The 21,847-nt window shown below is 65.6% G+C and carries 21 protein-coding genes and 1 riboswitch; of the genes, 8 read left to right on the forward strand and 13 right to left on the reverse strand.

Going from position 1 to position 21,847, the window contains the following annotated elements; genetic code table 11:
* Positions 1 to 3 precede the first annotated feature (3 nt).
* Genes LB532_RS07535 through cbiE form a run of 5 tightly spaced genes read right to left on the reverse strand, consistent with a single transcriptional unit; the run spans position 4 to position 4,514 of the window.
* Positions 4 to 1,317 carry a cobyrinate a,c-diamide synthase gene (locus tag LB532_RS07535; RefSeq protein ID WP_140639117.1) on the reverse strand — a complete coding sequence of 438 codons (1,314 nt, stop codon included), beginning with the start codon at positions 1,315 to 1,317 and terminating at the stop codon, positions 4 to 6.
* The gene (cobA, locus tag LB532_RS07540; RefSeq protein WP_140639116.1) at positions 1,314 to 2,132 is read right to left on the reverse strand and encodes a uroporphyrinogen-III C-methyltransferase; all 819 of its coding nucleotides are present in this window, start codon (positions 2,130 to 2,132) and stop codon (positions 1,314 to 1,316) included. Before cobA ends, LB532_RS07535 begins: the two co-directional genes overlap by 4 nt.
* Complete coding sequence (gene cobM, locus LB532_RS07545; protein ID WP_140639115.1) at positions 2,129 to 2,893, reverse strand: precorrin-4 C(11)-methyltransferase; 765 nt, start codon at positions 2,891 to 2,893, stop codon at positions 2,129 to 2,131. Before cobM ends, cobA begins: the two co-directional genes overlap by 4 nt.
* Entirely contained in the window at positions 2,890 to 3,276 is a 387-nt protein-coding gene (locus LB532_RS07550; protein WP_140639114.1) for a cobalamin biosynthesis protein, read from the reverse strand. Before LB532_RS07550 ends, cobM begins: the two co-directional genes overlap by 4 nt.
* The gene (gene cbiE / locus LB532_RS07555; RefSeq protein ID WP_140639113.1) at positions 3,273 to 4,514 is read right to left on the reverse strand and encodes a precorrin-6y C5,15-methyltransferase (decarboxylating) subunit CbiE; all 1,242 of its coding nucleotides are present in this window, start codon (positions 4,512 to 4,514) and stop codon (positions 3,273 to 3,275) included. The genes LB532_RS07550 and cbiE overlap by 4 nt, the downstream gene beginning before the upstream one ends.
* Before the next feature lies 1 nt (position 4,515).
* On the opposite strand from cbiE, the gene LB532_RS07560 reads away from it, so the two are divergent.
* Positions 4,516 to 5,280, forward strand: coding sequence for a cobalt-precorrin-6A reductase (locus tag LB532_RS07560; RefSeq protein WP_140639112.1), 765 nt, complete (start codon positions 4,516 to 4,518; stop codon positions 5,278 to 5,280).
* Here the strand turns inward: LB532_RS07560 and LB532_RS07565 are convergent.
* From LB532_RS07565 to LB532_RS07600, 8 genes are all read right to left on the reverse strand, one after another.
* On the reverse strand, positions 5,244 to 6,008 hold the full coding sequence (locus LB532_RS07565) for a precorrin-3B C(17)-methyltransferase (protein WP_140639111.1): 765 nt from the start codon (positions 6,006 to 6,008) through the stop codon (positions 5,244 to 5,246). The genes LB532_RS07560 and LB532_RS07565 overlap by 37 nt on opposite strands.
* Positions 6,005 to 6,775, reverse strand: a complete 771-nt coding sequence (locus tag LB532_RS07570; protein ID WP_140639110.1) for a precorrin-2 C(20)-methyltransferase — start codon at positions 6,773 to 6,775, stop codon at positions 6,005 to 6,007. The genes LB532_RS07565 and LB532_RS07570 overlap by 4 nt, the downstream gene beginning before the upstream one ends.
* On the reverse strand, positions 6,772 to 7,404 hold the full coding sequence (locus LB532_RS07575) for a precorrin-8X methylmutase (protein ID WP_140639109.1): 633 nt from the start codon (positions 7,402 to 7,404) through the stop codon (positions 6,772 to 6,774). The genes LB532_RS07570 and LB532_RS07575 overlap by 4 nt, the downstream gene beginning before the upstream one ends.
* A gap of 2 nt (positions 7,405 to 7,406) precedes the next feature.
* Positions 7,407 to 8,897, reverse strand: a complete 1,491-nt coding sequence (gene cobG / locus LB532_RS07580) for a precorrin-3B synthase (RefSeq protein WP_140639108.1) — start codon at positions 8,895 to 8,897, stop codon at positions 7,407 to 7,409.
* Entirely contained in the window at positions 8,894 to 12,355 is a 3,462-nt protein-coding gene (cobN, locus tag LB532_RS07585; protein WP_140639107.1) for a cobaltochelatase subunit CobN, read from the reverse strand. The genes cobG and cobN overlap by 4 nt, the downstream gene beginning before the upstream one ends.
* A 16-nt stretch (positions 12,356 to 12,371) precedes the next feature.
* Entirely contained in the window at positions 12,372 to 13,424 is a 1,053-nt protein-coding gene (cobW, locus tag LB532_RS07590) for a cobalamin biosynthesis protein CobW (protein WP_140639106.1), read from the reverse strand.
* 2 nt (positions 13,425 to 13,426) lie between these two features.
* A complete protein-coding gene (locus LB532_RS07595; RefSeq protein ID WP_140639105.1) occupies positions 13,427 to 13,873 on the reverse strand; it encodes a DUF1636 family protein in 447 nt (148 codons plus the stop codon).
* 37 nt (positions 13,874 to 13,910) lie between these two features.
* A riboswitch (cobalamin riboswitch) is annotated at positions 13,911 to 14,115 on the reverse strand.
* 29 nt (positions 14,116 to 14,144) lie between these two features.
* The gene (locus LB532_RS07600; RefSeq protein ID WP_140639104.1) at positions 14,145 to 15,344 is read right to left on the reverse strand and encodes a winged helix-turn-helix domain-containing protein; all 1,200 of its coding nucleotides are present in this window, start codon (positions 15,342 to 15,344) and stop codon (positions 14,145 to 14,147) included.
* Positions 15,345 to 15,676: 332 nt separating this feature from the next.
* On the opposite strand from LB532_RS07600, the gene LB532_RS07605 reads away from it, so the two are divergent.
* The 7 genes from LB532_RS07605 to LB532_RS07635 all read left to right on the forward strand — a co-directional run bounded on the left by LB532_RS07605 (position 15,677) and on the right by LB532_RS07635 (position 21,776).
* Complete coding sequence (locus tag LB532_RS07605; RefSeq protein WP_140639103.1) at positions 15,677 to 16,042, forward strand: NADH-quinone oxidoreductase subunit A; 366 nt, start codon at positions 15,677 to 15,679, stop codon at positions 16,040 to 16,042.
* Positions 16,033 to 16,614: a NuoB/complex I 20 kDa subunit family protein gene (locus tag LB532_RS07610; RefSeq protein WP_140495576.1), complete on the forward strand. Its 582-nt coding sequence runs from the start codon at positions 16,033 to 16,035 to the stop codon at positions 16,612 to 16,614. The genes LB532_RS07605 and LB532_RS07610 overlap by 10 nt, the downstream gene beginning before the upstream one ends.
* A gap of 4 nt (positions 16,615 to 16,618) precedes the next feature.
* The gene (locus LB532_RS07615) at positions 16,619 to 17,221 is read left to right on the forward strand and encodes an NADH-quinone oxidoreductase subunit C (RefSeq protein ID WP_140495577.1); all 603 of its coding nucleotides are present in this window, start codon (positions 16,619 to 16,621) and stop codon (positions 17,219 to 17,221) included.
* Positions 17,221 to 18,411: an NADH-quinone oxidoreductase subunit D gene (locus tag LB532_RS07620; protein WP_140639102.1), complete on the forward strand. Its 1,191-nt coding sequence runs from the start codon at positions 17,221 to 17,223 to the stop codon at positions 18,409 to 18,411. Before LB532_RS07615 ends, LB532_RS07620 begins: the two co-directional genes overlap by 1 nt.
* Positions 18,412 to 19,689: an NADH-quinone oxidoreductase subunit E gene (locus tag LB532_RS07625; protein ID WP_140639101.1), complete on the forward strand. Its 1,278-nt coding sequence runs from the start codon at positions 18,412 to 18,414 to the stop codon at positions 19,687 to 19,689.
* 10 nt (positions 19,690 to 19,699) lie between these two features.
* Positions 19,700 to 21,004: an NADH-quinone oxidoreductase subunit NuoF gene (gene nuoF / locus LB532_RS07630; RefSeq protein ID WP_140521143.1), complete on the forward strand. Its 1,305-nt coding sequence runs from the start codon at positions 19,700 to 19,702 to the stop codon at positions 21,002 to 21,004.
* A 76-nt stretch (positions 21,005 to 21,080) separates the two neighbouring features.
* Positions 21,081 to 21,776, forward strand: coding sequence for an NADH-ubiquinone dehydrogenase (locus tag LB532_RS07635; RefSeq protein ID WP_140639100.1), 696 nt, complete (start codon positions 21,081 to 21,083; stop codon positions 21,774 to 21,776).
* The last annotated feature ends 71 nt before the right edge of the window (positions 21,777 to 21,847 follow it).

Below are 21,847 nucleotides of genomic sequence, written 5' to 3' on the forward strand. Positions count from 1 at the left end.
GCCTCAGCCTCTCGCGATGGCATGGAAGAAGGTGCCGCTGACTTGGCCGCGCCGGTAGCCCGAGGCGCCGATCGGATTGCCTTGCCCATCGGCGAGGTCGGCCAGGGGCTCGTCATCGCCGGTCGCCGTCATCTGCGCATAGTGGAATTCGTGCCCGCGGATCAACGCGCCCCGCGGGCCGAGCGGACAGTCGGCGCGCAGTCGCGCCTCGCGATAGCCGAGGTTCATCTTGCGCCTGGCGAAGCTGGTTGAATGGCCGAGCAGGCCGAGCATTTTGTGCGTTTCGCCAGATGCATCTTCCAGGGCTTCGCCAAGCACCATGAAGCCACCGCACTCACCATGGATGGGCTTCGTCCCGGCGAACCTTGCCATTGCTCTCCGAAAATTCGCAGCGGCGGCGAGACGGCCGGCGTGAAGCTCGGGATAACCGCCGGGCAGCCAGCAGACGTCGCAGCTGCCGTCAGGCGCCTCGTCCGCGAGCGGCGAGAACGGAACGATCTCCGCACCGGCCTTGCGCCAGTAGGCCGCGACGTGCGGATAGAGGAAGGTGAAGGCGGCATCGTCGGCAAGTGCGATGCGCTGGCCGGGCGGCGGCAGCGCATCATCGAAGCCGCCTTTCGCAGGAGTGAGGGGGGTCGCCAGCCGCATTATCGCGTCAAGGTCGAGCGACTTTTCGGCCATGTCGGCCAGCCGGTCGAGATGGGCCATCAGGTCATCATATTCACCAGCCTGGACGAGGCCGAGATGGCGCTCGGGCAGGTTGAGCGTGGGATCGCGCAGGATGGCGCCGACGACCGGCAGCCCAATCGCCTCGACGGCGTCGCCGGACAGCCGGCGGTGGCGCTCGCTGCCCAGCCGGTTGAGCACGACGCCCGCCATGCGCACCTCCGGATCATAGGTGGCGAACCCCTTGGCGACGGCCGCCGCCGTGGTCGACTGGCCTGAAACGTCAAGCACTAAGAGCACGGGCAGGCCGTAGAGCCGGGCGAGGTCGGCGGCCGAGCCTGTGCGGCCTGGCGAGGCCGGTATGCCGTCGAACAGGCCCATGGCGCTTTCGAGGATGACGAAATCGGCGTCGTCGGCTGCCTGCGCGGCGAGTGCGTTGAGAAGCGAAGGTGGCATCGCCCAGCTGTCGAGGTTGATGCCGGACAGGCCGGTGGCGGCGGTGTGGAAGCCGGGATCGATGTAATCGGGGCCGGACTTGGCGCCGCGCACTTTCAGGCCGCGCCGGGCGAGTGCGCGTAAAATGCCGATGGTGACGCTGGTCTTGCCCGAGCCGGAGCGCGGCGCGCCGATGATGATCGCGCGGGCGCTCACGACGCACCCACCAGCGCCGCGCGCATGGCGACGATGCCGCCGACCACGATCAGCGCCGGCGCGGACAGGCCGGCGGCGGCGGCTTCCTCGGCGATGGTGGCCAGCGTGGCGACGACAATGCGTTCCTGCGGCGTTGTCGCGGCGACGATCACCGCCGCCGGAGTCGATGGCGCCAACCCGCTGTCGAGCAATGCGGCCGATATTACGGGTAGATTGGCCATGCCCATATAGACCACAACAGGCTGGCCGGTGCGCGCGATCGCGGCCCAGTCGAGATCCTCATCGGTGCCGGCGGCATGCCCGGTCGCCAGGATCACCGCCTTGTTGATGCCGCGCATGGTGGCGGGGATACCGGTGGCGGCCAGCGCGCTGAGGCCCGAGGTGAGGCCGGGCAGGACGCGGAACGGGATGTTTTCCCTAGCCAACGCCAGCGCCTCTTCGCCGCCACGGCCGAAAATATAGGGATCGCCGCCCTTCAGCCTGACGACGCGGCGGCCCTGGCGCGCCAGCCGGACCAGCAGGGCGGTTATGTCGTCCTGCTTCATCGAGGGTTTTCCGCCGCGCTTGCCGGCAAAGAAAAGCTCGGCGTTTTCGGCAACCGCGACGACGTCCGAGGAGACCAGCGCATCGTAGACCAGCGCATCCGCCTCACTCAGCGCCGCCAGCACTTCCAGCGTCAGGCAGCCGGGATCGCCGGGGCCGGCGCCGGCGAGCCAGACATGGCCGGGCTCAAGCGTCCGCGGCTTGAAGTTCAGCCGGGCAAGCGCCTGTTGGAGCGCGGCGTTCTCGCCCTTATTCTTGGTGCTGTCGCTCACAATCCGTCCCGTCCGCGAAAACGCCTTTGGTAGTGGGCGTCGTACAATGAACTCTCGCCAAAACCTTCCGCCCCCAGAGAGCGGCCGACGAAGATGATGGCCGTGCGCTCCATCGGATCGGCGGCCAGTTGTGCCTCGATGGTTTCCAGCGTGCCGGTCAGCATGCGCTCGTCCGGCCAGGAGGCATGGAAGACGACCGCCACCGGGCAATCGCCGCCATAGTGCGGCGTCAGCTCGGCGACGACGCGGTCGACGGCGTGGATGGCAAGATGAATGGCTAGCGTGGCGCCGGTGCGGCCGAAGCCGGCCAGCGTTTCGCCGGGCGGCATTTTTGAAGCGCGGCCGGAGACGCGGGTCAGCACCAGGCTCTGGGCGACTTCGGGAATGGTCAGCTCGCGCCGCAGAGCAGCCGCCGCGGCAGCGAAAGAGGGAACGCCCGGCGTCAGCGTGTACGGAATGCCGTGCTTTTCCAGCCGCCGGATCTGTTCGGCAACCGCGCTCCACACCGACAGGTCGCCGGAATGCAGGCGCGCGACATCATGGCCGGCTTCGTGGGCGGCCAGATACTCGGCCTCGATCTCGTCGAGCGACATCGGCGCGGTGTCGATCAGCTTCGTTCCCGGGGCGCAGTGCTGCAGCAATTCGGGCGCCACGATCGAGCCGGCATGCAGGCAGACCGGGCAGCTTGCCAGCAGCCGCGCGCCGCGCAGGGTAATAAGGTCGGCGGCGCCCGGGCCGGCGCCGATGAAATGCACGGTCATGCCGCGTCTCCGCTGATTGCGATGGCGCAGGTGACCGGTCCGAGCACAGTGCGGGGTCCCAGCAGCCTGGCACCTTCGCCGGCGACGGCCAGCGCCGATGCTTCGGAAACCGATGCTGTGCCGGCCAGATCCTGCGAGAGGCTGGAATTGCTGAGCGCCTTCGTCGACGCTGCTTTAAGCACTGCTTCATCGACGACAATGACGGGAAGGTTGAGTGTGCGACCTGCGGCAGCGATCGCCTGTTCATCTTTCTTGAGCGTGGCGGTGGCGAGCGACGAGAGCGCCGTCATCGCCAGTCCATGTGCTTCGAGCGCGGTTTCTATCGCGGCAAGCACGTCCTCGACGCTCACGCCCTTTCGGCTGCCGATGCCCGCGACCATCATGGCTTGATCCAACTCCATTGGGTAACCGGCATCGCCGGCCGCCAGGCCTGCATCGAACCGACAGGCGCGGCGCGGGATATGGCGATGCGGGTGAGATCGCCCCCGAGCTCGGTATGACGGGCAAGGAGCAGCGTCTCCATTTCCAGCGTCACGGCATTGGCCACGAGCCGGCCGCCCGAGCGCAGCGCCTTGATGGCGGCGGCCAGCACGCCGGTGTCGCTGCCGCCGCCGCCGATGAAGATCGCGTCAGGGGTCTCGAGCCTTGCAAGCGCCTTAGGCGCGCGGCCTTCTACCACGATGAGACCGGGAACACCGCAGGCGGCGGCGTTGTGGCCGATGCGGGCGGCGCGGATCGGATCGGCTTCGATGGCAATGGTGCGCATCGAGGGATGAGCGAGCATCCATTCGATGCCGATAGAACCGGAGCCGGCGCCAATATCCCACAGCAATTCGCCGCGCCTCGGCGCCAGCGCCGACAGTGTGACGGCGCGGATGTCATGCTTGGTAATCTGGCCGTCATGGTCGAACAGGTGGTCGGCGAGGCCGGATGTCAGCGGCAGGATACGCGCATCCGGACCGGATTCGATTTCGAGCGCCAGCACATTGAGCGGATTGATGTTTTCGAGGTCGAACGCATCGGCGCGGGCCGAGCGCAGGTTCTCTTTTGGCCCGCCAAGCGCCTCCAGGACCGTAAGCCGCGAGGCGCCGAAATCAAGCTCGGTGAGCAGGCGGGCGATCGCCGCCGGTGCTTCGCCGTCGGATGTCAGCGCCAGGATGCGTGCGTTGGGTTGCAGCAATGGACGGATCAGGTCGATGGGGCGGCCATGCAGCGAGACCGTTTCGATGTCCTGCAGCGCCCAGCCAAGGCGAGCGGCCGCCAGCGAAATGGCAGACGGCGCGGGAATGACATGCATCTCCCGCGGCTTGACCTTGCGGGCGAGGGTGACGCCGACGCCGTGGAAAAAGGGATCGCCGGAGGCAAGGACGCAGACGCGCCTGCCGAAAAGCGCCAGAATATCAGCCATCCCGGCATCGAAAGGTACCGGCCAGGGACGCGGCTCGCCCTTGGCGAATGATGAGACGAGCGCCAGATGCCGCTTGCCGCCGAAGATGATTTCCGCATCGGAAATCCGCTGCTTGGCCTCGTCGCCGAGACCCGCTACACCGTCCTCGCCGATGCCGACGATGGTGAGCCATTTCTGGTTGAGCTTGGCGCCGCGCGGACCCTTAGCAGGCATGATGACCCACCGCATTCTGATCCTCGGCGGAACCACCGAAGCCCGGCAACTGGCTGGAAACCTGGCCGCCGCCGGTCACTCGGTGATGCTGTCGCTCGCGGGCCGAACCGAAAGCCCGGTGGCGCAGGGCGTCCCGGTGCGCAGTGGAGGGTTTGGCGGCGCCGATGGTCTGGCCGCCTATCTCAAGGAGATAAGCATCGACCTGCTGATCGACGCTACGCATCCCTACGCGGCACGAATCTCCGCCAATGCGGCGCAAGCCGCGCGCATGGCTGGGGTGCCGATCGTCGCTCTGCGCCGTCCCGGCTGGGAGCCTGTCGAGGGTGATCGCTGGACTGAGGTCGACACGACAGGGGATGCGGTGCAAGCACTTGGATCGGCGCCGCGCCGTGTTTTCCTGGCACTCGGCCGGCAGGAGGTCGCGGCTTTCGAGGCCGCGCCCCAGCATCACTATCTCATCCGCAGCGTCGATCCGGTCGAGCCGAAGCTGGCAGTGCCCAATGCCACCTACCTGTTGGCGCGCGGGCCGTTTCGCGAGGCGGAGGAACGCACGCTGCTCGAGCGGCACGGCATCGACATCGTCGTATCCAAGAACAGCGGCGGGGCGGCGACCTATGGCAAGATCGCCGCGGCGCGCGGGCTCGGCCTCGACGTGGTCATGGTGCGCAGGCCGGCGCTGCCGGAGATTCCTTCGGCTGCGACCGTCGATCAGCTTGCCGACATGGTCGATCATCTTGTCGAGCCTGCCGCGGAGCGCGGCGTATAGACCAGCGAAGACTTCTCGCCGCGCCTGATGATCCGCGTTTCCGGCGAACCGATGATGATGCAGGTTGCCATGTCCGCCTTGTCGGCATCGGCATCCGCCAGCAGGAACACCTCGATGCGTTCGTCAGGCCGGCCTGCGGCACGGCCGAAGATAACGGGCGTGGTGCCCGGCAGAATGGCCTTCAGACATTCGAAGGCGCGGCCAAGCTGCCAGGGGCGCGCCTTCGAGATCGGATTGTAAAGCGCGATGACGAAGCCGGCGCCGGCGGCCGCCAGCAGGCGCAGTTCGACCAGGTCCCATGGCTTCAGATTGTCGGACAGCGAGATGGCGCAGAAATCATGGCCGAGCGGTGCCCCGATGCGGGCAGCGACAGCGAGCATGGCGGTGACGCCAGGCACGATTGCGAGGTCGATGGCGCGCCATTCGGAGGGGCCGGCTTCGATCGCCTCGCAGACGGCCGCAGCCATGGCGAAGACGCCTGGATCGCCCCCGGAGACGACGGCGACATTGTGACCTTCGGCCGCCTTCGCCAGCGCCTCGTTGGAGCGGGCAAGCTCTTCGCGATTGTCGGAGGCGATGCTGGTCTGGTCGGGGCGCAATTCCAGCCGATCGAGATAGGGCTTGTAGCCATAGAAGAAGCTTGCCTCGGCGACGGCGTGGCTCGCCTGCGGCGTCACCTGATCGGCGTTGCCGGGTCCGAGCCCGATGACGGTGAGGCGGCCGCTCATGCGCCACCCGCCGACGCGACAGGGCGTCCGGACCAGCCGGCGACGAGCACGATGGCGAAATAGGGCGCCTTGTCGTCCGGCTTGTCGGTGAGCCGCATCGAGACGCTGCCCGGCATGGTCCCGCGCTCGACATAAACGGCGCGTGTCAGCTTGCCGGTGGCCTCCAGCGCCCGTCGGATTTTGGGCAGGTTGCGGCCGACCTTCATGATGACGGCGGCATCGGTGTCGGCGAGGCGGCGGGTCAGTTCGAACTCGCTCATCGTGCCCGGCAGCACGGTCAGCACGTCGTCGCCCTGGACGATCGGCAGGCCAGTCGCCGACCAGCAGCCCGACATGGCGGTAACGCCGGGAATGACCTCGGTCGGAAAACGATGGGCGAGGCGCACATGTAGATGCATGTAGGAGCCGTAGAAGAGCGGATCGCCTTCCGATAGCACGGCGACCATCTTGCCGGCATCCAGATGACCGGCAACGGTCTCGGCGGACTCTTCGTAGAAGGCCGATATCTGCGCGCGGTAATCGTCGTGATCCTTGTCGATCTCCGTGGTCACGGGATAGAGCAGCGGCAGTTCCAGCATGTCGGGCCGGAAGCGCGTTTCGACGATGGCGCGCGCATTGCTGTTGTTGCCGCGCTTGGCGAAATACGCCACCACATCGGCCTCGGCCAGCGCACGCGCGGCCTTCAGCGTCAACAGTTCTGGGTCGCCGGGACCGGTACCGACGCCGACCAGGCGGCCCCTTGAGCCGGTTTTGGGGAGCGCGTTCACAGGCCGGGCCTCGCCAGGGAATTGAGGGCTGCCGCGGTCATGGCGCTGCCGCCAAGCCTGCCGCGCACGATTGCATAGGGTACGCCGTAGGAATTCTGCGCCAGCGCATCCTTCGATTCGGCGGCACCGACGAAGCCCACCGGCATGCCGAGGATGGCGGCCGGTTTGGGCGCACCGTCGCGCAGCTTTTCCAGGAGGTAGAAGAGTGCGGTCGGCGCATTGCCGATGGCTACCACCGAACCGGCGATGCGCTCGCCCCACAGGTCGATCGCGGCGGCAGAACGTGTGTTGCCGATCGTCCTGGCGATTTCATGCGTGCGCGGATCGCGCAGCGTACAGATCACCTCGTTGCCGGCAGGCAAGCGGGCGCGGGTGACGCCGTGCGAGACCATTTCGGCGTCGCAGAAGATCGGCGCGCCGGCGGCAAGCGCAGCCCGTGCGGCGGCAACGAAATCGCTGGAGAAAACAAAATTCTTGGCGGCTTCCACTTGGCCGCAGGCATGGATCATGCGGACCGCAATATCGGCCTCCGCTTCGGAAAAGCGCGCGAGATCAGCCTCGGCGCGGATAATGGCAAAGGAGCGTTCGTAGATCGCCGTGCCGTCGTGGATGTAGTCGTAGGCGACCATTGTCATTCCTGTCGATAAGCCTCTGCGATGCCGGCCGGCCCCAGCCTTGTCAGGCAGGCGGCGGCGGTCTCGCCCTGATAGCGTGCGCTGCGGATTGCCGCCACGACGCGGCCGATGCCGCGCGCGGCGTCATAGCCCGGCCTGTAACCGGCAGGAAGGGCCTTTGCCGTCGCGTTCACGACAAGTCCGGCTCCATTTTCGCCGCCGACCACGGTCAGCGCCGCAGGGCCGGGATGCGCGCAACCCTTGGCGCATCCTGAAATGTGCAAGGTGAAGTCGAGACTATCGGCGTTTTCGCTGGCGATCGCCTCGGCAATGTCCCGCGTGGCAATGCGACCCGAGGCACAAGCCGGCGCGCCGGGACAAGCAGCGATGCGCGTGCGCGGGTCGGTGGGGGAGGTGACGAAGCCGAGGGTAGCGGCTGTTTGCTGGAGGAAGGGATTGGCGGTTGGTGGCTGGCCGAGGAAGAAGAGGGCGCGGCCCGGGGCGAGGCGGATTTCTGACGTGCCGAGGGTGAGAGCGCTTTGAGCTAGGGCGATGAGCCTTTCGGCGGGCATGCTGCCGTAGGGGAGACCGATGCCGAGAGTGGGGACGTCGCCGGCTAAGGGGAAAAGGCCGATAGGTTTGCGCGAGGCGCCCCCCTCTGTCCTACCGGACATCTCCCCCTCAAGGGGGGAGATTACGTGGTCGCCGACGGTTTCGCCAATTTCCGGTGTCGCTAAAGAAAATCCGGCGTCGAAGCTGCCGATCTCCCCCTCTGAGGGGGAGATGTCCGGCAGGACAGAGGGGGGCGCCTCGCGCAAATTTGTCAGGCATAGCCAACCCGCCAGGGACACCAACTGCCTCTCCGACAAATCCCTTGCGTGAGCGTCGCGGCCTTTCTCGGCGATCATCCTTAGAGCCGCGACGGCTATATCACGAGTCACACCGTCATCAGCAACCGCGAGCAGCCTTGCATTCCGCCCGTCACCGGCAACCGACACCCGCCACCGGATTCCCGCATCGGTGCTCACCGCAACAAGCCGCATGTCGGCCGTCACAGCGTCCATCGTCAGTTGCCCGCCACCGTCGACAATGACCGAAACCTTGGGCCCGAGTCGCTGCGTCAGCCCGGCGTCCTCGACCGCTTTCCTGATCCCATCAGCCAGCGGCCGGGGATCGACGATCTCCTGCGGATCGATGCCGGCCAGTGGTCCGGTCTCCACTGGTACGCCAGTGCGGACCACAATGCCCAGCGCATCGACTTCCTTCGCCAGCAGGGTGGCACTTTCCGCAGTCAATCCGCGTATTTGCAAGCTGCCGCGCGCTGTCACTTCCATGATGCCGTTGCCGTGCCGCAGGGCGGATTCTGCCAACCCGATCAGAAGCTTCGGCGACAATCCGCCAGAAGATGGGCCTCCGGCGACCGGGTTGAGCCGTACCAGCAGGCCGTCGCCGGTCTGCATCGGCGCCGACAAGGCCGGGCAGGCGCCGCGGCGCGAGAAGGCGTTCATGCCGCCACCCCTTGGGCTTCGGCAATCAGGGCCGCGAGGTCGTCGTCGATGGAATTGCGCAAGGGATGCCACAGGCCCCGCCGGCGCGCCGACAGGAGGCGTTCGGCGATGACCTTCGCGGCGGCCGGGTTTTCGCGCAGGATGAAGGCGCGGACGTCCGCGTCGCCGAGATAGGCATCGTGCACGGCCTCAATCAGCGCGCCCGGTATGGCCTGCGTGGTTTCGGCGAAGCCAACCAGCCGGTCGACCGTTTCGGCGAATTCCGAGGCGCCGCGCGGGCCATGGCGCATCTGGCCCGCTATGAAGCGGGCGTTGACGGCGCGAGCGCGCACGACGCGCGTCACAGCCTCACTGAGCGAACGCGGCTTCGGCCTCTGCGGATCCGTCGTGTCCAGCACGATGACGTCGGCATTCCTGCCAAGCGCTGCAAGGGCGGCCGAGAAGCCGCCGATAAAGGCGACATCGGCGGAGCCTTCGAGGATGTCGCGGCCGGGATCGTCGCCGGTGTGGACGAGAAGATCGGCTTCGGCGATACGGTTCTCGAATGCGCCGGGCGCGGCGATCCCTTCACCGCCGGCGCCGCCATAGGCATGCGACGTGGCATCGAGATAGGCGCGGCCGATTTCCTCGCGCGCCGCCCAGTCGCCGCTCGACAGGATTTCCTCGACGCCGGCGCCGTAGGTGCCGGGCGAGGTACCGAAGATGCGCGGGCTGATCTTGCCTTCGGCGCGGGTCCTTGCGGCGAGCGGATTTTCCGAATCGTCCTCGTCGCGCGCGGCAACCGCGTTGGCAGCGGCATCGATCAGCGCGATCTGGGTCGGGAACATGTCGCGGAACAGGCCCGATATGCGCCAGGTAACGTCGACGCGTGGGCGGCCAAGCGCTGCCAGTGCCAACACCTCGATGCCGGTGACGCGGCCTGTGGCGGCATCCCATTGCGGTCGGCAACCCATCAGCGAAAGCCCCTGCGCGATCTCCTCGCCGCCGGTGCGCAAAGACGCCGAACCCCAAAGGTCGATGATCAGCGAGCGCGGCCAGTCGCCATGCGATTGCATATAAGCGCGCACCACTTCCTCGGCAGCAGCCTTGCCGATGTCGTAAGCCGTCGGCGTCGGCATGGCGCGCGGGTCCGACGTGAACAGGTTGCGGCCGGTGGGCAGAATGTCGGAGCGGCTGCGCGCGGGCGCGCCGGCCGGGCCCGCCGTGACATGACGGCCATCGAGCGCGTCGAGAAGGGCGGCCTTTTCGATCTCTGCGCTTTGCTGGCGCATAAGGTCGGGCTCGTCGTCGGGCGCGCGGCCGTAGACATGCAGCCCATCCTTGATGGCGAAATCCTTAAGGTCGCAGAGCCAGGCATCGATGCGGCGCAAGGCCTCGTCCGGCGCGTCGGTGCGGGCAACGCCGGCCTCCGCGGCGAGGCCCGTCGTCTGCGCGGTTTCGACGATCAGCCCGGCCAGACGGTCACGGCGACGGCGGTCGAGACCGTCAGCCTGGGCGTATTCGTCGACCAGCCGTTCGAGCTTGTGCTGGTTCTCGTCCAATCCGGCGCCGGTCAGCGGCGGCGGCAGATGGCCGAGCGTGACGGCTGCGATCCGCCGCTTGGCCTGCGCCGCCTCGCCGGGATTGGAGACGATGAAAGGATAGATCACGGGCAGGGGACCGGTGACGATCTCGGGGAAGCAGCTTTGCGAAAGCGCAACCGTCTTGCCAGGCAGCCATTCCAGCGTGCCATGCGCGCCGACATGGACAAGCGCATGGACGCCGAGCGATTTGCGCAGCCACAGGCCGAAGGCGAGCAACGCATGGCGTGGCGGCAGCGTCGGGTCGTGATAGTCGGCGCGGCGGTCGGCCGATCGGCCGCGGTCGGGAGCGAGCGCCACGGTGATGTTGCCGAAGATCGCGGTGCGGAAGGGGAAGTGTTTTTCGCTTGATAGCAAAGCTGTCTCGCCTTCGGCTTTGCCCCAAGCGGCTTCTACTGCTGCAACTGCTGCTGACGGCAGCTCATACGAGAAGGCAAGGTACTCATCCAGCCCCAGCCCGGCCTTGCTGCGCTCCAGCGCATCCAGCAACGCACGCGGCGATTGCGGAATCCCTTCAACCGCATAGCCCTGTTCCTTGAGGTCGTGCAGCATCGCCAGCACGCTGGATGGCACGTCCAACCCGACCGCATAGCCCGTGCGGCCGGGAGCGCTTGGGTAATCGGGGATCAGAATGGCGAGCTTGCGTTCCGCGCGCGGCGTTTCCCGAAGCCTGATGAAGGCTTCGACCCGGTCCGCCACCTGTTCGACGCGATCGGGCTCCGGCCGGTTGGCAAAGGCGCGGTGGCCGAGCGCCGGGTCGGTCTCGCTTTCGCCTTTGAACGAAATGGCGCCGGCGAGGATGCGGCCGTCGAGTTCGGGCAGCACGACATGCATGGCAAGGTCGGCTGGCGCCAGCCCACGCTGGTTCGTTTCCCAGACGTCGCGGCGGGTGGTGGCGACGATCACCTGGAAGACCGGCACGCCGGCGCGGTCGAACAGGGTTTCGACGCCGGGTTCGGCGCCGGAAGCGAAGGCGGTCGCCGTGACGATGGCGGCGGGCTTGAGCTGGGCAACCGCGGTCTCGACAAATGCCAGGGATTCCAGGTCCTTCAGGCTGGAAACAAAGATCGGCACCGGACGCATACCGCGTTGCCGCAGCGCCTCGAAGAGCGTGTCGATCGGGGCGACATCCGCGGCGAGCAGCATTGAGCGGTAGAACAGGATGGGCACGACCTTTCCCTCCCCCTCGAGGGGAGGGTGGCCCGCAGGGCCGGGTGGGGTCGGTGCGACTGGGTTCGGCGCCTCTTTAAGTCGGCGCACTTCAGAGGCGACCCCACCCCCGGCCTGCGCCCGAACCCTTCCCTCGAGCGGGAAGGGGACGACGCCGCGACCTGGCTCGTAGTAACCCGCCTTCGGCACGCTTACCGGCTCGGCTGCTATCGCATCAGACCCCGCCAACCGCGCCAGCCTGCGCACCAGGGCGCTCATATTGGCCGGGCCGCCCTCGCGGAAATAATTGAGCAGCCCGTCCAGTTCCTCGCGCGGCAGCGTCGAGGCTTCGATCAGCCTGATATCCTCGTCGTGGCTCTCGCCGGGAAGCAGTGCCAGCTTTATGCCGCGCTCGCGGGCAACCGCGGCCAACTGGTCGCAGCCGTAGCGCCACCACTCGTAACCGCCGAGAATACGCACCAGGATGATTTTGGCGTGACGGGCGACGCTGTCGATCCAGAGGTCGACGGACATGGGGTGGCGCAGGTCGCGGAGCGCGGCCAGCCGCATCGTGGGCAGCCGATCGGCGTCGCCTTTCCAGGCCGCCGCCAATCCGGCTAGGTCGCTGTCGGTGAAGGACAGCGCCACCATATCCGCCGGCGTCTGCCGCAGATCGACCGGCTCGGCGAGATCGTCGAGCGAGGCGGATGTGGTGGCGAGGATGTGCATCGCGGTCGCTGTTGCGTCAGCCGGCGAGTATACGCTCGATCGCCGGGCGGTTCAGCCCCTTGAGGCCGATGACGACCAGGCGCGAGCGGCGGTCGTCGTCAGCCGTCCAGGCGCGGTCGTAGTAATGATTGACGCGCGGACCGACCGCCTGCAGCAACAGGCGCATCGGCTTGCCGCCGACCTCGACGAAGCCTTTCACCCGCAGCACGTTTTCCTGTTCGGCCGCGGTGGCGACGCGCTTTGCCAGGTCGTCCGGATTGGCGATCGAGGGGATGTCGACGATAAACGTATCGAAGTCGTCGTGCTCGTGGTCGAAGGCGCCGTCATGATGGGACTTGCGGTTCTCGATGTCGTCCTCGACGGCGAGGCCCAGCCCGAGCAGCACGGACGGATCGACCTTGCCATGAGCTGTCGGCACGACCTTCACGGCGCGGGCGGAGTGTTCGCCAATGACGGCGTTGGCGCGAGCCGAACCTGCGGCATCCATCAGGTCGCTCTTCGACAGGATGATGAGGTCGGCGCAGGCGATCTGGTCCTCGAACACCTCCTCGATGGGATCGTCGTGGTCCAGTGTCTGGTCCTGCGCGCGTTGCGCCTGCAGGGCGTCCATGTCGTTGGCGACGCGCCCCTCGGCGAGTGCCGGACCGTCGACCACGGCGATCACGCCGTCGACTGTCACCCGGCTCTTCACCGTCGGCCACTGGAATGCCTGGACCAGCGGCTTGGGCAGAGCCAAGCCTGAGGTCTCGATCAGGATGTGGTCGACCTTCGGCGTCAGCGACAGGATCTGGTCGAGCGCCGGGACGAAATCGTCGGCGACGGTGCAGCAGATGCAGCCATTGGCCAGTTCGACGATGTTTTCCTCCGGGCAGGTGTCGATGCCGCAGCCCTTCAGGATCTCGCCGTCGATGCCGATGTCTCCGAATTCGTTGACGATGATGGCGATACGCCTGCCGCCCGCGTTTTCCAGTAGATGGCGGACCAGCGTGGTCTTGCCGGACCCCAGGAAGCCGGTGACGACGGTACAGGGGACGCGGGAGAGAGTGGCGGCGGAAACTGCGGCGGTCATGATCAGTCCTTCAGCATGTCGAGGGGAGGAATGCGGGCAACGAGGCCGCGCTTGAGGGAATCCGGACGGCCGCGCCACGGAATGAGGCCGTCGGTCGAAGAGGCGAAGAGTTTCGCGCCGGTGACGAGATCGGCGCCGCTGGCGATGTTTAGGTCGCCGAAGACATAACTCCAGCAGCCGTCGCGAAGAATCGCGGCACTGAGGCGGCGCTTGCAATTGCCGAGGCATTCGACGGTGCGGACGCGGACATTGTCGGCCGTTGCGGCTTGGCGCGTGTCTTGAGCCAAAACTTCGCCGGCGCGGGGATGGGCGTCGGAACCGGTCTCATCGCGGCAGGAAGCGCAGACGATGATGGTGACGCCGGCCAAGGCCTCGCTATCGCCAGACAAGTCGCTATCGCCAGACAAAATGTCCGCTGTTTCAGCCGGGAAACTGCTGTCGCGTTCCAAATCGGGCTCCTTGCCCGGAAAACCCGCCGGGCGATCGGATTCTTATGTCTCAGACGGCAGGTCTCCTGGCTCGCGGGTCATCGCCTTCGTGCCGCCTTCCCGGGACCGTCCCAGTGGTTTTCGGCCTTGGCTCGTCGCTTACAGTTGCGGGGACAGCCGCGGATTTGAAATCGAGATTTCGCACCGCATTCCCTCTTGGCTCCTCCCTTTGCCGAGAGGAGACCGTCTCGATGGGATTTAGGCTCTTGCGGGCGGCGGTGTCAACGCGCGTCTACGACACGGCAATGTCGGCGAGCGGCTGCCCAAGGTCGCCGGCGGGCGTAATCTCAATCCGTTCGAGGCCGAGCCAGCCCTGCATCTGCGTCAATTCCTGGAAGAGTTGCGCGGCGGTTTCAGGCGGCGCGCTGGGCTCGGCATAGGCCGCGTGGACGCGTAGCACGCCGGCCGGCCGGTCGGCCTTGAGGTCGACGCGCGCCACGATCCTGTCGCCGAGCAGGAAGGGCAGGACGTAATAACCGTATTGCCGCTTTTCGGCAGGGGTGTAGATTTCTATGCGGTAGTGGAAATCGAACAGCCGCTCCGTGCGCGAGCGCTCGAAGACCACCGGATCGAACGGCGCCAGCAGGGCGCGGGCGTCGATCCTGCGGGGAATGCGGGCCTCCTTGTGGAGGTAAGCCGGTTTGTTCCAATCCTCGACACGCACCGGCACCAGCTCGCCTGTTTCAACCAGTTCCTCCAGCCGGCCCTTCATGTCGGCCGGCGACAAGCGAAAGTAGTCGCGCAGGTCGCTCGCTGTCGCGACGCCATGGGCGCGGGCGGAGATCCGCAGCAATTCCCGATGCGCGTCCTCGGCTGATGGCACCGGCAGATCGAGGATTGCCTGCGGCAGCACGCGCTCGGGCAGATCATAGAAGCGTTCGAAGCCACGGCGATGCGCGGTGGTGATGCGTCCTGCCCAGAACAGCCATTCGAAGGCATGCTTGGCGTGGCTCCAGCCCCACCAGCCGCCGGATCCCTTTTGGCCTTCGAACGCGGACGCGGCGATCGGACCGCGTTCTGCGACCTCGCGGTAGATCTCTTCTATATAGGCGGCGTGCTCGCGCCCCCATTTGGCCAGTCCCAGGTACATTTCATCGCCGCGCTCGGCGCGCTGCATGCGCCAACGCATCAACGGATAGGTCTCGACCGGCAGGAAGGAAGCCTCGTGCGCCCAGTATTCGAAAACCGTGCGCTTGCGCGTGACGGCGGCGTTGTCGAGCAAGGCGAACGGGTAGGGGCCAAGGCGCGAATAGAGCGGCATGTAATGAGCGCGCACCACCGCGCTGACGGAATCGATCTGCAGCAGGCCGGTACGCGAGAGCACGCGGGCGAAGTGGCGTCGGTCGGGCGTGCCGGCTGGGCGGGGATCAGTGAACCCTTGGGCGGCGAGCGCGATGCGCCGGGCCATGGCGAGCGAGATCTTTTCCTTCATTCGGATGCGACTCTGAGGCGTGTTGAGCGTCGTTCGGACAGTTGATTCCAGCGATGCTAGCAGGGTTTTGTCGGCAATTCTGTCAGGAGAGAAAAGTGGAGTAAAAAGCGAAGGAAATCAGACAGGAGCGGATCGGACCAGTTTCTTCCCTTATGCCGTCCAGGCCGGTGTTTTGAACAAGGTTTGACTTGCTTCGCCGGAAGCGCTGCGCTAACCCTCGCCGCGTTGCAGCAAAGGCCCCTTAAAACGGTTCAGCGGTTAAACTGTCACGCTTCCGCAATAGGGTCTGGTGCTGTAATCAAAATGGATTGGCGCCAACGGAAAGCCGCAGCATGAACGCACTTCTCGGTTCGTACCTGCCCATCGTCCTGTTTATCGCAGTGGCGGCGGCTGTCGGCGTTGCGCTTATCGTGGCGCCGTTCCTGGTGGCCTATCGCAATCCCGACCCGGAAAAGCTTTCCGCCTACGAATGCGGGTTCAACTCGTTCGATGACGCCCGCATGAAGTTCGACATCCGCTTCTACCTGGTGTCGATCCTGTTCATCATCTTCGACCTGGAAGTGGCCTTCCTGTTTCCGTGGGCGGTGTCGTTCTCGAAAATCGGCATGCTCGGTTTCTGGTCGATGATGGTGTTCTTGGCAGTGCTGACCATCGGCTTTGCCTATGAATGGAAAAAAGGAGCGCTCGAATGGGATTGAGCGACAGTTCCGGCACGCTCGTCGCGCCGAAGCCCAAGGGTCTGATCGATCCCAATACCGGCAGGCCGGTTGGGTCCGATGATCCGTTCTTCCTCGAAATCAACAACGAACTCGCCGACAAGGGTTTTCTCGTCACCTCGACCGAAGCGCTGATCACCTGGGCGCGCAGCGGCTCGCTGATGTTCATGACCTTCGGCCTCGCCTGCTGCGCCGTCGAGATGATCCACACCTCGATGCCGCGCTACGATTCGGAGCGGTTCGGTGTTGCCCCTCGCGCGTCTCCGCGCCAGTCCGACATCATGATCGTCGCCGGCACGCTGACCAACAAGATGGCCCCGGCGCTGCGCAAGGTCTACGACCAGATGCCGGAACCGCGCTACGTCATCTCGATGGGCTCCTGCGCCAATGGCGGCGGCTATTACCACTATTCCTATTCGGTGGTGCGCGGCTGCGACCGCATCGTGCCGGTCGACATCTATGTGCCCGGCTGTCCGCCAAGCGCCGAAGCGCTGCTCTATGGCATTCTTCTGCTCCAGAAGAAGATCCGCCGCACCGGCACGATCGAACGGTAAATCCATGGCCGCATCCCTGAGCGAACTGTCGACCTATCTCGGCGAAAAACTGATTGGCCGCGTCAATGAAGCGGTGTTCGCCTATGGCGAACTCACCATCCATGTCGAACCGCGCGATCTGATCGAAGTGGTGACTTTCCTGCGTGACGATCCGCGCTGCCAGTTCATCTCGGTCATCGATGTCTGCGGCGCCGACTATCCGTCGCGGGCCAAGCGTTTCGACGTCGTCTATCACCTTTTGTCGCCAAAGCAGAACGTGCGTATCCGCATCAAGGTGCAGGCCGACGAGGAGACGATGGTGCCGTCGATCACCGGCGTCTATCCCGGCGCCGACTGGTTCGAGCGCGAGACCTACGATCTCTATGGCGTGCTGTTTTCGGGCCACCCCGATCTGCGGCGCATCCTCACCGATTACGGTTTCGACGGTCACCCGCTGCGCAAGGATTTCCCGCTGACCGGCTTCGTCGAGGTGCGCTACGACGACGAAGCCAAGCGCGTCATCTACGAGCCGGTGGAACTGAAGCAGGAATTCCGTAATTTCGATTTTCTGTCCCCATGGGAAGGCACCGATTACGTGCTGCCAGGGGATGAGAAGGCAAAGCAGTAATGGCCGAAACTTCCGTCCGCAATTTTAACATCAACTTCGGACCTCAACACCCTGCCGCGCATGGTGTTTTGAGATTGGTTCTGGAGTTGGACGGCGAGGTCGTCGATCGCGTCGATCCTCATATCGGGCTCTTGCATCGCGGCACCGAAAAGCTGATCGAGCACAAAACCTACTTGCAGGCAGTGCCTTATCTCGACCGGCTCGACTATTGCGCGCCGATGAACCAGGAGCATGCCTTCGCACTGGCCGCCGAGCGCCTGCTCGGCATCGAGGTGCCGAAGCGCGGCCAGTTGATCCGCGTGCTCTACTGCGAGATCGGCCGCATCATGTCGCACATCCTCAATGTGACGACGCAGGCGCTGGACGTCGGCGCGCTGACGCCGCCTCTGTGGGGCTTCGTCGAGCGCGAAAAGCTGATGGTGTTCTACGAGCGCGCCTCGGGCTCGCGCATGCATGCCGCCTATTTCCGTCCGGGTGGCGTCCATCAGGACCTGCCGCAGAAGCTGCTCGAGGACATCGGCAAGTGGATCGATCCGTTCCTGAAGTCGATCGACGACCTCGATCAGTTGCTGACCGGCAATCGCATCTTCAAGCAGCGCAATGTCGATATCGGCACGGTTTCGCTGGCCGACGCCTGGGCCTGGGGCTTTTCCGGCGTCATGGTGCGCGGCTCGGGCGCTGCCTGGGACCTGCGCAGATCGCAGCCCTATGAATGCTATTCGGAGCTCGATTTCGATATTCCGATCGGCAAGAACGGCGACTGTTTCGACCGCTACCTCGTGCGCATGGAAGAGATGCGCCAGTCGGCGAAGATCATGCGCCAGTGCATCGATCTCCTGCTCGGCAAGGAAAGCTCAGGGCCGGTGTCGAACCTCGACGGCAAGGTCGTGCCGCCGAAGCGCCAGGCGATGAAGCGCTCGATGGAAGCGCTGATCCATCATTTCAAGCTCTACACCGAGGGTTACCGCGTGCCGGCCGGCGAGGTCTATGCGGCGGTCGAGGCGCCCAAGGGCGAGTTCGGCGTCTATCTGGTCTCCGACGGTACCAACAAGCCTTATCGCTGCAAGCTGCGCGCCCCCGGTTTCGCGCATCTCCAGGCCATGGATTTCCTGTGCCGCGGTCACATGCTGGCCGACGTCACCGCCGTCCTCGGCTCCCTCGACATCGTGTTTGGTGAGGTCGATCGCTAAATGTCAGTCCGTCGTCTCGCAGAAGCCAGCGTCCAGCCAGCATCCTTCGCCTTCAACCGGGCGAACGCGGCCGCCGCCAAGCAATGGATCAAGAAGTACCCGAAGGGCCGGGAACAGTCTGCGATCATTCCACTGCTGATGCTGGCGCAGGAGCAGGAAGGCTGGGTCACCAAGGCGGCGATCGAGACGATTTCGGACATGCTCGGCATGCCGCGCATCCGCGGGCTCGAGGTCGCGACCTTCTACACGCAGTACCAGCTGAATCCTGTCGGTACGCGGGCGCACATCCAGGTTTGCGGCACCACGCCCTGCATGCTGCGTGGTTCGGAAGCGCTGATGGACGTGTGCCGCTCCAAGATCCACCATGACCAGTTCCACACCAACGACAAGGGGACGCTGTCGTGGGAAGAGGTCGAATGCCTCGGCGCCTGCGTCAACGCGCCGATGGTCATGATCTTCAAGGACACGTTCGAAGACCTGACGCCGGAACGGCTGGCGGAAATCATAGATCTCTACGATGCGGGCAAGGGCGCCTCGGTGACGCCGGGGCCGCAGAACGGCCGCACCGGCTCGGAGCCGGCCACCGGCCTCACGACGCTGAAAAGCGAGAAGGCGATCCTCAAGTCGACCCGTGACAGGGAGGCCATCGAAGCCGCCAAGGCCGCCAAGGCGGCACCCGACGCGATCATCGCGGCGCCGGTGCCAGCGCCGGCCGCCACCCCCGTCGCGCCGTCCAATGCCAGCAAGCCGAAAACCGATGCGGCTGAAACCAGCCCGGCGCTGAAAACACCGTCTCCGGCCAAGGTCGCGTCGGCAACGGAAAAAGCGGCGAGCGTCGCGGCCCCCCGCCACTCGGCGACAAACGCCAACAAGGCGGCGCCCGAGGTCGAGAAAGTTTCGAAGCCGCGCAGCGGCCCCCTGAACAAGGCTGAGCCGGCTTCCGCGTTCAAGTCGCCGGAAACCAAGGTTCCCGCCAAAGCGGCCAAGCCTTCCTTGGAAGACAAGAACCGGCCGGCCGGCATCGCCAGGCCGGCACTGGTCGATGATCTCAAGCTGATCTCCGGCGTCGGCCCGAGGACCGAGGGCATCCTGCATTCGCTCGGCATCTTCACCTTCGCCCAGGTTGCGTCTTGGAAGAGGGCCGAACGGGAGTGGGTGGACAGCTATCTCTCTTTCCGCGGCCGCATCGAGCGCGACGACTGGGTCAAGCAGGCCAAGGCGCTCGCCAAGGGCGGTGTCGCCGAATATATCCGAGTCTTCGGCAAGAAGCCGGTCTGAGGGACGAACAATGCTCCAGGACAAAGACCGCATCTTCACCAACATTTACGGCCTCTTCGACAAGTCGCTGGCCGGCGCAATGGCGCGAGGCGCCTGGGACAACACGCCCGGCATCGTCGCCAAGGGGCGCGAGTGGATCGTCAACGAGATGAAGGCGTCGGGCCTGCGCGGCCGCGGCGGCGCCGGTTTCCCGACCGGCCTGAAATGGTCGTTCATGCCCAAGCAGAGCGACGGCCGGCCGAGCTATCTCGTCATCAATGCCGACGAATCCGAGCCCGGTACCTGCAAGGACCGCGACATACTGCGCAACGATCCGCACACGCTGGTCGAAGGCGCCTTGCTCGCCGGCTTCGCCATGGGCGCGGTCGCGGCCTACATCTATGTGCGCGGCGAGTTCATCCGCGAGCGCGAGGCGCTGCAGCGTGCCATCGACGAGGCCTATGAGGCCAAGCTGATCGGCAAGGGCAACACTTCAGGCTACGATTTCGACGTCTATATGCACCATGGCGCCGGGGCCTATATCTGCGGCGAGGAGACGGCGCTGCTCGAAAGCCTCGAGGGAAAGAAGGGCCAGCCCAGGCTGAAGCCACCATTTCCTGCCAATGTCGGCCTCTATGGCTGCCCGACCACGGTCAACAACGTCGAATCGATCGCGGTGGCGCCGACGATCCTGCGCCGGGGCGCCGCCTGGTTCTCATCCTTCGGCCGGCCCAACAATGTCGGCACCAAGCTTTTCTGCGTCTCCGGCCACGTCAACAATCCGTGCACCGTCGAAGAGGCGATGTCGATCCCGTTCCGCGAGCTGATCGAGACGCATTGCGGCGGCATCCGTGGCGGCTGGGACAATCTCCTCGCCGTCATTCCTGGCGGCGCCTCGGTGCCGCTGGTGCCGGCCGAGCAGATCATCGATACGCCGATGGATTTCGACGCGCTGCGCGACCTCAAATCCGGCCTCGGCACGGCGGCCGTCATCGTCATGGACAAGTCGACCGATGTCGTGAAAGCCATCGCGCGGCTGTCCTACTTCTACAAGCATGAGAGCTGCGGCCAATGCACGCCGTGCCGTGAAGGCACCGGCTGGATGTGGCGTGTGATGGAGCGTCTGGTGCGTGGCGAGGCGCAGAAGCGCGAGATCGACATGCTGCTCGACGTGACCAAGCAGGTCGAAGGCCACACGATCTGCGCGCTGGGCGACGCAGCCGCCTGGCCGATCCAGGGCCTGATGCGGCACTTCCGCGGCGAGGTGGAGCGGCGCATCGACGAGTTTTCGCGCAACGCGCACCGGGCCGAGCCGGTGTTGGTGGCGGCGGAATAGAGAAGCATTGAATGGGCGAAAGCCCGGAGCGAGAAGAACGGGGCGGGGCGAACGAAGAAACGACCAGGAGAATTCTATGGCGCCGTATTCGACACCCCACCCGTTGATGCCCAATTTGGACCAGATCGAGAAGATGAACCAGGACCTGACCAGGATGATGCCGAAGGAGATGGCCGGCGCCGTCAACCTTCTGGCGCACCCTGTCGCGGGCGCGGCGGCGATATCGGCCCTGGGGCTTGGGCTCGCCAACCACGCTTTCGGCGTCTGGTTGGGTGCGCTGTCGGGCGCAGCCGAGGCGTCGCAACGCCTCATGCAGCCGCTCATCGAGGATTTCGAGGCGCGCGTCGAACAATTCGAGGATGCGAGCCTTTCGTCCACCAGAGCGCGGGCGACGGCCAAGACCCTGATCGCCGAGGCACAGTCCTTCGCGCAGGAAGTCACCGACATTGCCGCCAGGGAGGCTGCCACCACGGTGCCGGCGGCACAGGCCGGGCGGTCAGCGGACGAGCTTCCGGATGTGCTGCTGCCCGAGGATTTCAGGCAGCCCAAGGCTATCGACAGGCCGGCGAAGCCTTCGGATCTCAAGAAGATATCGGGTATCGGCCCGAAGCTGGAGACGGTGCTCAACGGGCTCGGCATCTGGACGTTCCACCAGATCGCCGACTGGTCGCCCGAAGAGATCGCCTGGGTCGACGACTACCTGTCGTTCAACGGCCGTATCGTGCGCGACGACTGGATTGCCCAGGCGGCTGTGCTGGCCGCGAAGAAGTGAATGAAATGCCGGGTGCCGCGTCTGTCGCGCCCGGAAAATGAGATTGCGGGAAATCCGCAGAGGTTTGAGGC

The organism is Mesorhizobium sp. ESP-6-2 (assembly GCF_020164675.1).
Classification (GTDB): Bacteria; Pseudomonadota; Alphaproteobacteria; order Rhizobiales; family Rhizobiaceae; genus Mesorhizobium.